The following is a 16,336-nucleotide window of genomic DNA, read 5'->3' as shown; positions in this document are numbered from 1 at the left end:
TTGACTCGCTTTCGAATCAAACTCACTTTGACTATTTTGGGTTTAATCTCTCTCGTACTATTGGTGATGGGCATGTATTTTGCCAAAGTGCTTGAGAATTCCTACCTCCAATCACTGAATGAGCTATTGTCCCGCGAGTCGAAGCTCATCGCTCAGGCGGTCCGATTCCCGGACGTCTTTTCTGATAAGGAGACGTTAGAGGATCGGGTCAAACAAGTAGCGCCAGCAGATGAAGTACGGATCACCATTATCGACAAGGATGGTCAGGTGATGTACGACAACTCCTCCCATTCGGAAGAGATGGAAAACCACCATGACCGACCAGAGATGAAGGCAGCGTTACAAGGAGAAACAGGGATTTCCCGCCGTTTCAGTGAGACGCTCGGCTATGACATGATGTACGTTGCAGTACCTGTTGAACTGAACAACGAAATATTCGGTGTTGTTCGTTCAGCGATGTCCATGAAAGATATTACCGATACGATTCACAAAATGTGGTATAGCTTGCTCACTGGTTTATTGGTTACTTTGGTAGTCGGATCGATTGTCGTTTCCCGCATTTCCTTTTCCATTATTCGTCCGATCGAGGAGATCACCCGGGTAGCCCGCAACATTACACAGCGCCAATATGAGAGCCGTGTGAGAATCAAAGCAAAGGATGAGATCGGTCAGCTTGCAGGCGCGATCAACTTCATGGCATCGAGCCTAGAGCAGCAGATGTACGAAATCTCGGAGAATCAGCAGCGCCTGGCAGGGGTGCTGACTAATATGACGAGTGGCGTGATCTTCATTTCAGAGCAACGTCGGATCATGCTGGTCAATCCAGCCGTTGAAAAGCTGTTGGGGACTGCTGGACATGAGATCGTAGGCAAGCTGCATATCGAGGCAGGCAAAAGCTTTGGGCTTAGCCAATACATCGACAGGTGCCTCGACAGAAGCGAGAAGTTCCGTCAAGAGGTACACATCTATTACCCGCAGGAACGCATTCTTGACGTGAATTTTGCTCCCTATATCAACTTCAAGGGGGAGTCGAGGGGTGTAGTCGTGGTACTGCATGACATCACGGACATTCGTCGCTTGGAGAAGATGCGCAGTGAATTCGTAGCAAACGTATCGCATGAGCTACGTACGCCGATTACCTCGATCAAGGGCTTCACGGAGACCTTGCTTGAAGGCGCGATGCAGGACGAGGAAACATGTCGCAATTTCCTGCAAATCATCTCGGATGAGAGCGAGCGGCTCTACCGAATGATACGCGATATCTTGGATCTCTCCAAAATCGAGCAAAAGCGAATCCCATTGCATCTGGGTCAGGTTCACTTACAGGATTTGATCAGTTCAGCAGTTGCCATCATGCATGACCAGGCACAGCGCAAGGAATTGACGATCACGCTCCCTTCACCGAAGCCAGATATTTGGCTGATGACCGATAAGGATTGCTTGCAGCAGATCATCCTGAATCTGTTGACGAATGCGATCGCCTACACGCAAGAAGGTGGAAAAATCAGCATCAAGACAGAAGCAGACAGCGAAAACATCACTATACAAGTCATGGATACCGGGATTGGCATTCCGGAAAAGGAGCTCACGCGTATCTTTGAGCGGTTTTATCGCGTAGACAAAGCCCGCAGCCGCGATTCAGGTGGAACAGGTTTGGGCCTCGCAATTGTGAAGCATCTCGTGGAAAATTTGCACGGGCATATTAGTGTGGAGAGCAAGGAAGGAAGAGGGACAACCTTCACAGTTACACTTCCCCTTACCTAAAAACAACGGCAAAAAGATTTACACAAACAAAATAGTAGCTTTACTTCTACAATACAATCGCCTTGTACCATTTGACATGTCAGACACAAGAAGGGGGAAGAGGGAAATGTCACGGCATGCTTTTGAAGAACAGCAGGATATACTGCACCGCAAGCTCATGACGATGGGCACATTGGTGGAAGAAGCCATTCATAAATCGATTAAGAGTCTGGTTGAGCGGGATGCCCAACTGGCTGAACAGGTTATCGCAAGCGATCCTGTAATCAATGAGTTGGAGCAAGAAATACAGAGCGATTGCTTCCGTCTCATTGCGCTACAGCAGCCAGTCGGTGGTGACTTGCGACGCTTGGGAACTATGTTGAAGCTGGTGACGGATTTGGAGCGCATGGGTGATCATGCCGTTTCCATTGCCAAGACGACCCGACGCTTGATGGCGGACCCGTACGTCAAACCTCTCATCGATATTCCGATGATGGCTGATCACGTCAAGGCTATGGTGCGTGATTGCTTAAATGCCTATATTGCACGCAACAAAGAAGCGGCAGAAGAGATTGCCTCACGCGACGACATTGTTGATAAACTGTACTCCACGATTTTCCATGATCTGATTGAATTGATGACGAAAAACAGTCAGGCCATTTCGCAAGGAACGCATTTGCTCTTGGTCGCGCAATATTTGGAACGGATTGCCGATCATGTTACGAACATCTGCGAATGGATTATTTATATGTCTACTGGAAAAATGACGGATTTGAATAAATAATGCCCGAATAACAAAAAGCCGCTGTGAGCTATGAATATTAGCTGGCAGCGGTTTTTTCACGGTTGTAGACAGACGCCTATTCTCCCTTTTGTGCATACAATACATCGATTCAATGGCAGCTAGAAGAAGTAAAGGAGGGAAAGGCAATGACCACAAAAGTCCGCCATATATATGCCGCAGGGAATACTGCGCGAGGATACAAGACGTTTTATGACTCCGTATTGGAAGGCTTGGAGCGTGTTTATATTTTGACAGGGACAGTAGAAGGAATTACTTCACCGCTCATAGAGGCGATTGGCAATCAAATAGCACGAGTGACAGATGAAGTGGAGTGGATTCATTCGCCTTTTGTGAACGGGCAGTTTGATGGTGTTATTTTTCCAAAGTATAAAGTGGCGATCATGGATGGAAGCTATCCCCGGATTTGGAGACCCGCTTCTCCAGGTGTAAAGGAAATTCAGGTCAATTTGCAGTCGATGGTCAACATTGATCAGCTGGTGGATGAGAAAGACCAGATTGCCAGTTGGTACGAAGAGATTTTTAGGAAGAGTGAAGAGGCATACCAAGCTTTTGGCGAGGCGCTCCGCATCCACGATGAGTGGGAGGCTCCCTACATTGAGCACCTCAATAGAGAAGAAGCCAATAGCGTCACGGAAGAAGTAAAAGCTTTGTTCTTCGGAGGGGAGCAACTGGAAAAGAAAGCAAAGGTAAGGCGTATGTATTTGGGGGCAGCGACGCCGCAGGGGCCCGTAGATCATATCATGAAGCTGACCGACCATTTGGAGAAGCGCTACTTTATCAAGGGCAGACCAGGCTCTGGCAAGTCTACTATGCTGAAAAAGTTGGTGGAGGAAGCTAAAACACGCGGATTTGACGTGGAAGTGTACCACTGTGGACTAGACCCGCACAGCCTTGATATGGTAATTGTTCCTGAGAAGGGCCTTGCTATTTTTGACAGCACCGCACCTCATGAGTATTTTCCAAACAAAGATACAGATGAGGTTATCGATATGTATGAACGGGCAATTGAACCTGGCACAGATGAGGTATACGAAGAAGAGTTAATGGATATTCAGGTCAGATACAAGCAAAAAGTGAAAGAAGCAACGGCGAATCTTCTCGCTGCCAAGGAGCTGCGCGACCAGTTGAACAATGCTTACCAGGAAGCGGTGGACCAGCAGCGTCTTAGGGCAGTTACGCAAGCAATTGTCAGCAGACTGACGAAGATGAGCTAATACAATTCAAGTCGTAGAATGAAACCCGTTCGACTGCTCATACTACAAGAACGGAAGAGGATCGTTGTTGGAGAATGGAGGTGAGCAGCCGGATGGGTTTTGCTATGACGATGGCTCTGTTACTGTTAATCAATCCCCTCGACCCAACGAATTTTTTGCAGGTAGAGATCGAGGGCAAGACAGTAGCTATGCTCAATCGGGCTGATTATGCTCTTCCCTTTGATGGCGTTCCTTTGGTCGATGACAGCAAGCTTGCTCGAATGGTGGAAGAGTTGGCGAAAAAAACATACATCGAGCCGATCAATGCAACGATTAATAACGCCGGGGCCATCGTTCCAGAAGCCAAGGGAAGAAAGCTAGATGATCTGGCATTTCACGCACGTTTTTACGATTATTTTTACGGTGCGGGAGCCGCAAGCATGAATGTCAGCTATAAAGAGATATTCCCGAAGGTAGACAAGGCTCTCATGAGTCAGGTTCGGAAAAAAAGGATCGGGCAATATGCGACCTATTTTAATGCAGGCAACCGGAATCGTGTACACAACATCAAGCTTGCCTCGCAGGCGATTAACAATTACGTGGTGTTACCAGGAGAAGTTTTTTCTTTTAATAAGGTAGTGGGCCAGCGTACGAAAGAAAAAGGGTATTTGCAGGCGCCTATCATTGTCAGAGGAGAGCTGTCGGAAGGCATCGGGGGAGGAATCTGCCAAGTATCGTCTACGTTGTTCAATGCGGTAGATCAGGCAGGTCTGCACATTATTCAGCGCTATTCCCACAGTCGAAACGTAGCGTATGTACCTCCAGGTCGAGATGCAACCGTGAGTTGGTACGGCCCTGATTTTGTGTTTCAAAACAAATACGCTTATCCCGTCTTGATTCGTGCGATCGCGAGCAATGGAAGCATGTACGTGACGGTTCACTCTTTTCCAGAAATGGAGCATGAGCCACGAAATGTACCAAGCGTACGCCGCTCGACCCCAGAAGAAGCACCGGATGCTCCATCTATTTTGAATGAAAATGGACCGACAATCCCTTAGAGATGAGAAGGGGTGTCGGTCTTTTTTTTGCTTTTAGTACGAGGCTGCGGTGGGGAGAAGAATATTTCCAGACTAGGCTCCAGGCTTCGTCCCGCTGGGGGCTGGGACTGTCCGCTCCGAAGGGATTCGCGGGGAAACGCAAAAGTGGTAGCCGCTACGTCGCGTGGGCACGGTTGCGTTTCTTTTGCCCGCGAATCCCTTCTCCGCTCGGTAGGACTCCACAAGTCGCTACGTCTGGAAATATTCTTCTCTGTCGTGACTGAGGACATTTCTTCATTCTTTTAAATCTTTAAAGCCCGTTTAAAAACGGAAAGCTCGTAGAGGAAACAGGAGAAAACAGCGAAGATCTTAGGGACACCGACCGAGACGCAATGCAAAAAGCGAAACACGCTCTTAAGCGTCCACCTCTGAGACGCATCCTGAAAGGACGACTTTGGACGCGGTTTCGCTTTTTGCATGGAGTCGTGCAGTCAATCCCACAGCGGGTGGCCCTAGAATCTGAGCGTTTTCTCCTGTTTCCTCCCCAGCACTACAGCAACAACTTGAGTTTCTTATGTATGTAGCTGCGGTGGGGAGAAGAATTTTTCCAGTCTAGGCTCCAGGCTCCGTCCCGCTGGGGGTTGAGACTGTCCGCTCCGAAGGGATTCGCGGGGAAACGCAAAAGTGGTAGCCGCTACGTCGCGTGGGCACGGTTGCGTTTCTTTTGCCCGCGAATCTCTTCTCCGCTCGGTAGGCCTCCACAAGTCGCTACGTCTGGAAATATTCTTCTCTGTCGTGACTGATGATATTTCTTCATTCTTTTAGGTCTTTAAAAACTCGTTTAGGAACGGAAAGCTCGTAGAGGAAACAGGAGAAAACAGCGAAGATCTTAGGGACACCGCCCGAGGCGCAATGAAAAAAAGAGAAACAAGCCCTTAGCGTCCACCTCTGAACCACCCCCAGAATGGACAACTTTGGACGCGTGTTTCGCTTTTTTTCATGGAGCCGGACAGTCAATCCCACAGCGGGTGGCCCTAGAATCTGAGCGTTTTCTCCTGTTTCCTCCCCACCACTACAGCCCAACCCAAGCATGCTTCTAAAAGCTTGCCTAGTTAAAGTTTCACCTAAAGAAATAGTTGCCACGGATAGAAAAACATCGTATAGTTTTCATGTGATAAATTTCGTACACGAAATATTACTTAAGAAAGGAGTGCGTTATGAATAAATCACTGCATATTCGGGACTTGTTAAAACGGTTGAACAAGACTTTTGGCACAATGGCCACAAAAGAACTGTCCCAATATGGTGTGACTGTCCCGCAGCTAATGGTCATTCGAGAAATACATCCTGATCCCAAAACGATCGGTCAGATAAGCAAAGCCGTAGACTTATCCTACAGCACCGTTTCTGGCATCATTGATCGTTTGGAACGAGAACAACTCGTAGAACGTGTACGTGATGAGAATGACCGACGTGTTGTCTGGATTCGTAAAACACCGAAGATTTCCGAGCTGTTCGCAAAGGTTGATTTTTTCTCAGAGAACTTTTACAAGCGTATTTTCCATGGATTTTCCGATGAGGATTTAGACATCATTATTCAGTCGATGGAAACATTGATTGCGAAACTAGAAGAACGAGAAAGTTGAGGAGAAACCATGAAGCGAAAACTGGTTTTGTATGTCATTTTGCTCCTGATCGTGGCAGGTGGTGGAGGAATCGGTTACTACTATTGGTATCAAGGTGCGCATTATGTGACCACACAAGATGCCCGGATTGCGGGAGACATTTATCGGGTCATGCCCAAAATGACAGGCAAACTGACCGGACTCGCTGTCAAAGAAGGCGACACCGTTATAGCGGATCAAATCGTAGGGCAGCAAGATACAAGCAATGTAGCAACGACCATGCTGGAAAACAGCGTGTTGCGTTCCCCCATTACAGGTACGGTGATTAAAACGCAAGCCAAAGAGGGAGAGATTGTTTCAACAGGGCAATCGGTAGCTCTCGTGATTGACGAAAGCAAATTGTACATCTCCGCCAATTTGGAAGAGACTGAGATCGAACGCTTGAAACTCGGCCAAAAAGTTGATTTTACGATTGACGCTTACCCAGGTAAGAAATTGGGCGGTCATTTGATGGAGATCGGAAAGGCGACGAATTCTACATTTTCCTTGATGCCAGCGGCCAACACGAGCGGGAACTTCACCAAGGTAACCCAGCGTATCCCGATTAAAATCGCCATAGATGACACAGCAGGTCTGGACCTCGTGGCCGGATTGAACGCCGAGATCAAAGTGCACGTGAAGGAGATGTAATGAAGCATGAAAAAGACAGCACAATGGAAAACAATCGCTGCAGTCATGGCAGCCGTTTCGCTTATTGCAGCGGGCTGTAGCGAGACATCTTCAGCAACGCAAACGAGCGAGAACGTCCCTGTTGTGAAGACGTGGAAGGTGACTTCTGGCTCTACGGGTGTCATCGCCAATGGTAAGGTGGCAGCATCTGAGGAGATCCAAGTCGTTTCTAAAGTTTCTGGAAAAGCAGCGAGCGTGAATGTAAAAGAAGGTGCAGTCGTCAAGCAAGGCGATGTTCTGGTCACGCTGGAGGCAGCCGATTATCAGCAGCAGATTAATCAGGCACAGGCAGCCATTGCAGGCGCTCAGGCAAAACTGCGAGATACAAAAGCAGGTGCACGCAATGAGCAGCTGACGCAGCTTGGAAGTATTGTCACCCAGGCAGAAGCCAGCCTGAAGGTGGTAGAGAGCAACTACAATCGGATGAAAGCACTGTTTGATGCAGGCGCATTGTCCCAGGCTGAGTTGGAGAAATCTTCGCTGGAATTGGAAAAGGCGCGCACAGGTCTTGAACAGGCGCAAGCCCAATACGATCTGGCAAAAGCAGGCCCAACTGCCGACACGGTAGCAGCTATGCAAGCAGAAGTGAGCCGTTTGGGCTCCAGTCTCGAGCTGGCGAAAAGCAATTATGACAATACCATTATTCGTGCGCCAATCACAGGTATCGTCGCCAAGCGCGCGGTTGACCCAGGAGAAATGGCAGCAGCGGGGACACCTCTTATGGTGCTAGTGAATATGGCAGATGTCAAAGTAGAAGCAAGCGTACCGGAAAACGAAATCAACCAAGTGAAGGTCGGCTCCACTGTTGATGTGAAGGTAGGCAGTCTGGGTGGGAAAGTGCTGAAAGGTACCGTTGAGTTTGTCTCTCCGATTTCGGATACCAACAGCAGTTCGTTCCCAATCAAAGTGAAGGTAAATAATCAGGACGGCTTGCTGCGCGCAGGTATGGTAGCAGAGGTTATGCTCCAAGGACAGGCAACACCAGGAACAAAATTGCCTACCTCAGCCGTGCTGGAAAAGGACAGCAAGCATTACATTTATACAGTAGATAACAACGTTGTGCACCAAGTGGAAGTTGCAGTAGAGAACGCAAGCGGCGACTGGACAACTGTCACGAATGGCGTCAAAGACAATGATCAAATTGTGCTAAACCCGACAGACAAACTGTCCGAGGGCAGCAAGGTGATCGCAAACTAACGGGGGTGTTGACACATGGCGGAAGCGGTGGCACACCGAGAGGAGAAAAGCGGGAACGGCGGCATGTGGCTGTCTCTTGTCGCCATCCTCTCAGGAACCTTCGTTGCGATTCTGAACAATAGCTTGATTAACGTTGCCCTGCCTGCCATGGTCAATATTTTTGGTTCGAGTACCGAAACCATGCAGTGGGTATTGACCGGGTATATGCTGGCAAACGCCGTCATGATTCCTATGAGCGGCTCGTTGTCCGCTAAATTCGGCGCAAAAAAAATATTTGTACTTTCCTTATCGGCATTTACTTGTTCGTCCATCCTTTGTGCCTTGGCGTGGAGTGACTCATCGCTGATTGCTTTTCGCGTCGTGCAAGGCGTCAGCGGGGGGATGATCATGCCAATCGGGATGTCGATGATTTACATGATCGTTCCGCGTGAAAAGATCGGAATGGCACTGGGGATATTCGGGATTGCTTCCATGACAGCCCCTGCGCTAGGCCCGACCTTGGGCGGGTATCTCATCGAATTTTTAAGCTGGCAATTTCTTTTTCTGGTCGGTGTACCCTTTGGTATTTTTGCGGTGATCATGAGTATCGTACTGCTCAAGGAAACGCCGAAAAAGCCAGAGTTAAAGTTCGACTTCTTGGGAGCCTTTCTTGCCATCGTCGGATTCGGGACGCTGTTGCTCGCTTTGAGTAAAGGGCAAGCAGAGGGCTGGACCTCCTTTTTCATCGTCAGTTTGTTTTTCATTGCGGTAATGAGCTTGATCCTGTTTGTCTGGGTCGAGCTGGGGAAGGAAAGCCCGCTGCTCGATCTGCGGCTTTTGAAGATCCCTACCTTCACCATCAGTATTTTGACTTCCGGCTTCGTCATGATGGGGATGATGGGCGGTATCTTCCTGATGCCGATTTTCCTCCAAAACATTCAGGGCTTGACGGCTATGGAGTCTGGAATCTTGCTGATGCCGCAATCGATTGCCATGGCGATCATGATGCCAATCAGCGGAAAGCTGATGGATAAATATGGGGTCGGCCCGATTGGATTGGTCGGCTTGACCATTATGAGCATCACGACGTATGAATTGCACAATCTATCTGCTGACAGCATGCATTCGTGGATCGATATGATCCTGACCATTCGCGGGATCGGAATCGGATTGTGTATGATGACGCTGTCCACCGTAGGGATGAACGCCGTTCCGCGTACAAGTGTAGGGGATGCCTCTCCGCTGTCCAACGTATTGCGTCAGGTCATGAGTTCGTTTGCCATTGCGATTTTGACAGTGATCATGCAGGCACGTCAAAATTTCCACATGGCCTCAATCTCTGACAACTTGAATACGGATATGGCGACGCAGTTTATCAGTGGCATTTCAGGAATGTATGCACAAGTAGGGGTAGATGCAGCGAGTGCGACAGGGGGAGCCAGCGCGATTTTGTACGGAATGATGGCAAAAGAATCGTTGGTCCAAGGCATCGGGGATACTTTCCTCGTCTCAGTAATCCCTATTGTCCTCTCGATTCCACTTCTGTACTTCCTGCATAAAAAGCCGAAGAAAACGCAGCAACAGGTGCCAGCAACCGAGAAGGCAACAGCCTAATAGCGAGGGGCAATTCCGCAAGTCTTATCGAAGACTTCTTTGGAATTGCCCCTTTTTCTGTTAGGACATCATTTTAAATAACCAGTACAAAATCCGTCCTACGATGTAGCCAAGCAGAATTGTCCAGCCAATCTTCGCCCAAATACTCAGTCCCTTGACGAATTCACGCAAGCTTTTGCGCTTCTCCGGTTGCTTGTTCAATGGAGGACACTCCTTTAGCAGGTTGGTTAAAACGAATGAACACATAAATACCGGCGATAATGATCAAGCCGCCAATCCACTGCGGAGGCGTTACCACTTCACCCAAGATGAAGTAAGCGAGAATCGCAGTCCCGATCGGTTCTCCCAAAATCCCCATGGAGATCGTCGTCGTATTGAGCCATTTAATGATCCAGTTAAAAATAGAATGTCCAAGCAAGGTCGGGAACAGGGCGAGACAGAAGAACCAGCCCCAATCCGCCGTAGGGTAACCGACGAGCGAATAACCGAGAGCCAGATCATAGGCGACGAGAATCACGCTGGTTGCCGTATAGACGACGAGTGTATAGGCAAAGGAAGACATATGCTGGCGAACGTACTGCCCGACCAGCCAGTAGCCCGTTACGGTGACAGCTCCCATCAATGCGAGGAAATCCCCCCACAGAGCCATGCCGCCTACTTGAAAATCTCCCCAGCCAATCACAAAGCTACCTGCAATCGCCAGAAAGCCGCCGGTTAGAGCAAGAAATCGAACTTTTTCACCAAAAAAGAAGTAGCCGCCAATGAAGGCAAATAATGGCTGTAACGTTACGAGCACAGTAGAACTGGCTACAGATGTGTAGTTCAGTGATTCAAACCACAACAGAAAATGGCTTGCCAAAAAGGTTCCCGATAAAATGCAGAGTAGCCACACTTTCTTGGACATTTCTCCAATCTCTGCGAGGGCACCACGATTCCAAAATAAAAAAGGAAGCGTTAATAGAACGGAAAAAATCAGGCGATACGTAGCAATAATCGGAGCAGGTGCATCCGATAGCTTTACAAAAATCGCAGAAGAGGAAATGGCGATCACCCCGATTAAGAGAGCCAAATACGGGGGAAATAACGGTTTTTCCAAAGATTGATTCATCAGTACACCTTCTTATGCGGGTAAGGTCATGGTTCATTAATTGTAATTGTACAGTTGGATTAAAAAATTCACAATGTTATGTGTACCTCACCGCTTGAAAGGTTTCTTTTCAATCCGGTTATCCTACTGGCATGAGAAACTTACAGGCTTTTTTCCGTATAACTACTTTCATGCTTATCCTCATCTGTATCCCGACGCGAAGTGAGGCATTGCCGCTCACCCCCTTTCATATTTTGATTGATGTTGGACATGGAGGTGTAGATTCGGGAACTTCATTTGGGGATTTGTACGAAAAAGACATCAATCTGCAAATTGCCAAACGACTTTACCAACAACTCACAGCTGCGGGTTACACCGTGGCTTTGAACCGCCACAAGGATGTTGCCCTGAGTGATGACAATCGTTGGTTGGACAACCGATCCCGCCATATACGTGACCTGGCTCAGCGCAAGAATTTGGCAAAAGAAATTGGCCCGCAGATGATGCTTAGCTTGCATGTAAACTGGTCACCGAGTCCTCGGCGCAGGGGAGCGATTATTTTGCATCAAAACACAGAAGAAAGCTACCTGTTGGCAGGGCTGCTGCAAAACTCGCTGAACAAGCTCTCAGGGTCCAACGAAAAGCCAGTCAAGGGCAAGACGTACTACATGCTCCGACATAACTACTGTCCGTCTGTCATCGTGGAGATGGGGTTTATCAGCAACGCGCAGGACCGCGAAATGTTAACGAATCCCAAAGCACAAGAAAAAATCGCTCAGGCCATTACAGAGGCCGTGAGCGAATACGTAAAGCTATCACAAAATCTGAAAACGGAGGCTAGTGTGCAGGAGAGCTGGTGGAGAAAATTAATGAGTAGTTTGCTGGATAAGCTTTGAAATGGTTACAAATTCGGCCTCCTTCTGAATTCGCGGGATGTACTGGCGCAGAAGGGAGGCTGTTTTCTTGCCAGGAGGTCCAACATGACCAATTGCGATACATAGGGGATGGTTATGGATTTTTTTGCAGACGAGCTCCATCTGCTTCGTAATATGTGGGACAGAGTATACGTCATCCAGAAAAATTTGATTCACTGCATGGGGGACGCCCATTTCGGCTGCGACTTTCGCCGCCACGCTTTTATCGGTAGTCTTGCTGTCCAGGTAAAAAAGGCCCCGTTCTTTGACGACCTTCATGATGATGCGCATGATTCGCTCGTCAGCCGTAATTTTTGAGCCCATATGGTTATTCATGCCAATCGCATGTGGCACATCGTCAATCGCTTTCTCCACGCGACTGCGAATCTCATCGTCGGACAGGTCAGCCGTAATGGCTCCAGGACCGAGCCAGGAGCGTTTTCCTTTCATTGGCTCCATCGGCATGTGAACGAGTACATCATGACCTTTTTGATGAGCGAGCTCGGCATCCTGCTTTGTGCTGGGCATAAACGGCATGACGGCAACAGTCAGAGGGACTGGCATTGCTAATATTTCCTCCGTCCCTTGCATGTTGTTCCCGAAATCATCAATGACAAATGCCATCAGCTTTTTGACGACGGGTGCAGGGGCTGGGGTGGAGTTAGCAGTCACTGGAATCGCCCCAAGGGAAAGTAAAAGCGTGAGCACGATCGGAATCAAATTTCTCCCATTCATAAGATCACCTTCCTTGTCCATTTTTTTCATAGTCTGTTCAATCACCTTGTGCTTTACCCGCCATATCTACGGCTTGGCTTTGATGTTTGCCCTATGTTACGATTAAAGATAGTAGTTTTGTAACGAGAGGGGTCGAATTCCTTGAGTCATTTTGTGTTGATTGATGGAAACAGTGTTGCGAACCGGGCGTTTTATGCGCTCCCTTTGTTGTCCACATCGGCAGGACTGCATACAAACGCAGTGCTGGGCTTTACGACTATGCTGTTAAAAGTGTTGGAGGAAATGAAGCCGACGCATATCATGGTTGCTTTTGACGCGGGAAAAGTCGTGTTTCGCCATAGCGAGTATGCCGAGTACAAAGGGGGACGCAGTAAAACTCCGCCGGAGCTGTCTGAACAGTTTCCACTGATTCGGGAGCTGTTGGATGCCTTCTCAATCAAACGCTTCGAGCTGGAAGGCTATGAGGCGGATGACATTATCGGTACGTTGACGAAGCAGGCAGATGAGCAAGCTTGGAAAACGACTGTCATTACCGGAGACAAAGATATGCTGCAGCTCGTGTCCGAGCATGTATCCGTTGCTTTGACGCGCAAGGGAGTTAGCGAAATCGAGATGTACACTCCAGAAGAAATTCACGAAAAGTACGGCCTTAAGCCGCTGCAAATAATTGATCTGAAAGGCTTGATGGGCGATTCGTCCGACAACATTCCAGGTGTTCCTGGTGTCGGGGAAAAAACAGCGCTGAAGCTGCTGCACGAATACGGTTCTGTTGAGCAAGTACTGGAAAATATCGATAAAGTATCAGGTAAAAAGCTGCAAGAGAACCTGCGTGAGAATGTAGACAAGGCGAACATGAGTAAAGCCTTGGCAACCATTTTGCGTGAAGCGCCTGTGGAGCTGGATGTACAAGAGACTGGCTTTGAAGGCTATGATGGCCTACCTGTGAGCGAGTTCTTTAAAAAGATGGAATTCAAATCGCTCTTGTCCAAGATCAAAGTGGCACAGCCAGAAGGTGGAAGCGGACAAGCAGACGCCAAGCCATTTTCATTTGAGATGATTTCAGAGGAAAACAAAGCGGCGTACGAGTCCAAGCTGACTTCGCCAATGGCTCTTTACATCGAAATGGACGGGGAAAACTATCATCATGCGCCTTTCCTCGGGATTGGACTGGCTACGGAAGATACGGTGATGTTTGTGCCGTGGGACGTAGCCAAGGAATGGAAGGCGCTCTGTGAGTGGCTGGCTGATCCGGCAAAGGAAAAGTGGGTATTTGACGGCAAGCGAGATACGGTTGGACTCGCTTGGCATGATTTTGCGATAAAAGGCATCAGCTTTGATGTGTACCTCGCTTCTTACCTGCTGAATGCGGCTGAGAGCAACCCGACCTTGGATAGCATTGCGGCACAATACGCTCAGACACGGGTATTGTCAGATGAAGAGGTGTACGGCAAGGGTGCCAAGCGTCTTGTTCCTGAAATGGACGTGCTGAGCGAGCATGTGGCACATAAAGCGGCAGCCATCTGGCAGAGCGTTCCAGTATTGCGCGAGCAGCTGGCGGAAAACGAAATGGAAAAGCTGCTCGGCGAATTGGAAGCACCACTGAGTATGGTATTGGCTCTCATGGAAAAGCAAGGCGTGAAAGTAAACAGTGAGCGTCTCGTGCAAATGGGGGAAGACTTGGATAAAAAGCTAGCGGGTCTGACTGATCAGATTTACGAGCTGGCGGGTGGGGCATTCAACATCAACTCGCCGAAGCAATTGGGTGAAATTTTGTTTGACCGCTTGTCTCTGCCTGTATTGAAAAAGACTAAAACCGGGCCTTCTACTAGTGCGGATGTATTGGAGAAGCTCGCCCCGTATCATCCGATCATCGATGCGATCCTGACCTTCCGTCAGCTCGGCAAGCTCCGTTCTACGTATATTGAAGGTTTGACCAAGGAAATTCATACGAAGACGAGCAAGGTGCATACGCTTTACAACCAAGCGACTACGGCGACAGGACGCCTGTCCAGCACAGACCCGAATCTGCAAAATATCCCGATCCGCATGGAAGAAGGACGCAAGATTCGCGAGGCGTTTATCCCGTCAGAGGATGGCTGGTACATGCTGGCGGCCGACTATTCCCAGATTGAGCTGCGGATTTTGGCCCATATTTCGCAAGACGAAAACTTGATTGACGCCTTCCAAAAAGGAATGGATATTCATACCCGCACCGCGATGGACGTCTTTGGTGTGAGTGAGGAAGAAGTGACTTCGCTGATGCGCCGTCAGGCCAAAGCGGTCAACTTTGGGATCGTATACGGCATCAGCGACTACGGTCTGTCGCAAAACCTCAATATTACCCGTAAAGAAGCTGGGGACTTCATTGAGCGTTACTTTGATGTCTTCTCTGGTGTGAAGCGCTGGATGGACGAGATCGTTCAGCAGGCGAAGGCGGATGGCCATGTGACGACCTTGTTGAACCGCCGCCGCTACCTGCCTGATATTCGCAGCAGCAACTTTAACCTGCGTTCGTTTGCCGAGCGTACCGCGATGAACACGCCGATCCAGGGGACTGCTGCCGATGTGATCAAGCTGGCGATGATTCGCATGCAGGAAGCGCTCGAGGAGAAAGGTCTCGCTAGCCGCATGCTTTTGCAGGTGCACGATGAGCTTGTATTTGAAGTGCCAGAAAATGAGCTAGAGGTCATGCGCAAGCTGGTACCAGAAGTGATGGAGAGTGCGCTGTCTCTCAACGTGCCGCTCAAGGTGGACGTCAGTGACGGACGTACCTGGTACGATGCGAAGTAGGCATGCCTAGAACATAAGGATCGATAGACAGCGAGAGGAGGAGGGCATATGCCAGAATTGCCGGAGGTAGAAACCGTCGTACGGACTCTGCGTGGCTTGGTTATGGGAAAAACGATCGAGAGAGTAAGTGTTCATTTGGCGCGTATTGTACGCCAGCCAGATGACGTGGAGGCTTTCAAATCTCTCTTGGTGGGACAAACCATCCAGGATATCCAACGGCGGGCAAAATTCATTCAGTTTTTCTTAAACGAGGACGTGCTCGTGTCCCATCTGCGAATGGAAGGGCGCTATGGCGTGTATCAGGCGGATGATCCCGTTGAGAAGCATACCCATGTCGTCTTCCATTTTACGGACGGGACGGAGCTGCGTTATCGGGATGTTCGCCAGTTTGGGACGATGGATCTGTTCCCTAAGGGGAAGGAAACAACCGTCGGACCTTTGGCAAAACTGGGGGTAGAACCGCTAGATAAGAGTTTTACTCCTGAAGTTTTGGGGAAATTGTTAAAAGGACGGTCAACAAAAATTAAGCCGCTTCTCCTAAACCAGGAATGTATTGTAGGGCTGGGGAATATTTATGTGGACGAGTCACTCTTTAAAGCAGGCATTCATCCGGAGAAACCAGCAGGAAAGCTGACAGATAAAGAAGTTATTCGACTGCACGAAAGCATCGTCTCCACTTTGCACGAAGCGGTAGAACAAGGTGGTAGCTCCATCAAGTCGTATGTGAACGGACAGGGCGAGATGGGAATGTTCCAGCAATCTCTATTAGTGTATGGACGAAAAGATGAGGCGTGTACGAAGTGCGGAGCCGAAATCATTCGGTTTGTAGTCGGCGGCAGAGGGACGCATATTTGCCCGGACTGCCAAAAGTTATAACAGTTCGACCAA

Annotated in this window: 14 protein-coding genes; 11 read left to right on the top strand and 3 right to left on the bottom strand. The window is 48.9% G+C overall.

The window, feature by feature from the left end:
* From pnpS to HP570_RS08965, 8 genes are all read left to right on the top strand, one after another.
* Positions 1-1,764, top strand: coding sequence for a two-component system histidine kinase PnpS (pnpS, locus tag HP570_RS09000; protein WP_173625509.1), 1,764 nt, complete (start codon positions 1-3; stop codon positions 1,762-1,764).
* Between the two features lie 106 nt (positions 1,765-1,870).
* Positions 1,871-2,527: a phosphate signaling complex protein PhoU gene (gene phoU, locus HP570_RS08995; RefSeq protein WP_012685121.1), complete on the top strand. Its 657-nt coding sequence runs from the start codon at positions 1,871-1,873 to the stop codon at positions 2,525-2,527.
* A gap of 146 nt (positions 2,528-2,673) precedes the next feature.
* The gene (locus HP570_RS08990; RefSeq protein WP_173625508.1) at positions 2,674-3,762 is read left to right on the top strand and encodes a PRK06851 family protein; all 1,089 of its coding nucleotides are present in this window, start codon (positions 2,674-2,676) and stop codon (positions 3,760-3,762) included.
* 92 nt (positions 3,763-3,854) lie between these two features.
* A complete protein-coding gene (locus HP570_RS08985; RefSeq protein ID WP_173625507.1) occupies positions 3,855-4,799 on the top strand; it encodes a VanW family protein in 945 nt (314 codons plus the stop codon).
* A 1,196-nt stretch (positions 4,800-5,995) separates the two neighbouring features.
* Entirely contained in the window at positions 5,996-6,424 is a 429-nt protein-coding gene (locus HP570_RS08980; protein ID WP_012685124.1) for a MarR family winged helix-turn-helix transcriptional regulator, read from the top strand.
* A 9-nt stretch (positions 6,425-6,433) separates the two neighbouring features.
* Complete coding sequence (locus HP570_RS08975; protein ID WP_012685125.1) at positions 6,434-7,093, top strand: HlyD family secretion protein; 660 nt, start codon at positions 6,434-6,436, stop codon at positions 7,091-7,093.
* A 6-nt stretch (positions 7,094-7,099) separates the two neighbouring features.
* Complete coding sequence (locus tag HP570_RS08970) at positions 7,100-8,329, top strand: efflux RND transporter periplasmic adaptor subunit (protein ID WP_142495362.1); 1,230 nt, start codon at positions 7,100-7,102, stop codon at positions 8,327-8,329.
* Positions 8,330-8,344: 15 nt separating this feature from the next.
* Positions 8,345-9,922 carry a DHA2 family efflux MFS transporter permease subunit gene (locus HP570_RS08965; RefSeq protein ID WP_041749295.1) on the top strand — a complete coding sequence of 526 codons (1,578 nt, stop codon included), beginning with the start codon at positions 8,345-8,347 and terminating at the stop codon, positions 9,920-9,922.
* Positions 9,923-9,982: 60 nt separating this feature from the next.
* On the opposite strand, the gene HP570_RS08960 is transcribed toward HP570_RS08965, so the two are convergent.
* Together HP570_RS08960 and HP570_RS08955 are read right to left on the bottom strand one after the other, a co-directional pair.
* Entirely contained in the window at positions 9,983-10,123 is a 141-nt protein-coding gene (locus HP570_RS08960; RefSeq protein ID WP_155801074.1) for a hypothetical protein, read from the bottom strand.
* A complete protein-coding gene (locus tag HP570_RS08955; RefSeq protein WP_173625506.1) occupies positions 10,086-11,030 on the bottom strand; it encodes a DMT family transporter in 945 nt (314 codons plus the stop codon). The genes HP570_RS08960 and HP570_RS08955 overlap by 38 nt, the downstream gene beginning before the upstream one ends.
* Before the next feature lie 131 nt (positions 11,031-11,161).
* On the opposite strand from HP570_RS08955, the gene HP570_RS08950 reads away from it, so the two are divergent.
* Positions 11,162-11,905, top strand: coding sequence for an N-acetylmuramoyl-L-alanine amidase family protein (locus tag HP570_RS08950; RefSeq protein WP_012685129.1), 744 nt, complete (start codon positions 11,162-11,164; stop codon positions 11,903-11,905).
* On the opposite strand, the gene HP570_RS08945 is transcribed toward HP570_RS08950, so the two are convergent.
* Entirely contained in the window at positions 11,876-12,658 is a 783-nt protein-coding gene (locus HP570_RS08945) for a divergent polysaccharide deacetylase family protein (RefSeq protein ID WP_012685130.1), read from the bottom strand. The genes HP570_RS08950 and HP570_RS08945 overlap by 30 nt on opposite strands.
* 141 nt (positions 12,659-12,799) lie before the next feature.
* On the opposite strand from HP570_RS08945, the gene polA reads away from it, so the two are divergent.
* A complete protein-coding gene (polA, locus tag HP570_RS08940; protein ID WP_173606517.1) occupies positions 12,800-15,448 on the top strand; it encodes a DNA polymerase I in 2,649 nt (882 codons plus the stop codon).
* 48 nt (positions 15,449-15,496) lie between these two features.
* Positions 15,497-16,324, top strand: a complete 828-nt coding sequence (gene mutM, locus HP570_RS08935) for a DNA-formamidopyrimidine glycosylase (RefSeq protein WP_173625505.1) — start codon at positions 15,497-15,499, stop codon at positions 16,322-16,324.
* Positions 16,325-16,336: the final 12 nt, after the last annotated feature.

It is taken from the genome of Brevibacillus sp. RS1.1 (genome assembly GCF_013284365.1).
Lineage (GTDB): Bacteria > Bacillota > Bacilli > Brevibacillales > Brevibacillaceae > Brevibacillus > Brevibacillus brevis_D.
Note: the sequence above shows the minus strand (reverse complement) of the source record. Positions and strands in the feature narration are given on the sequence as shown.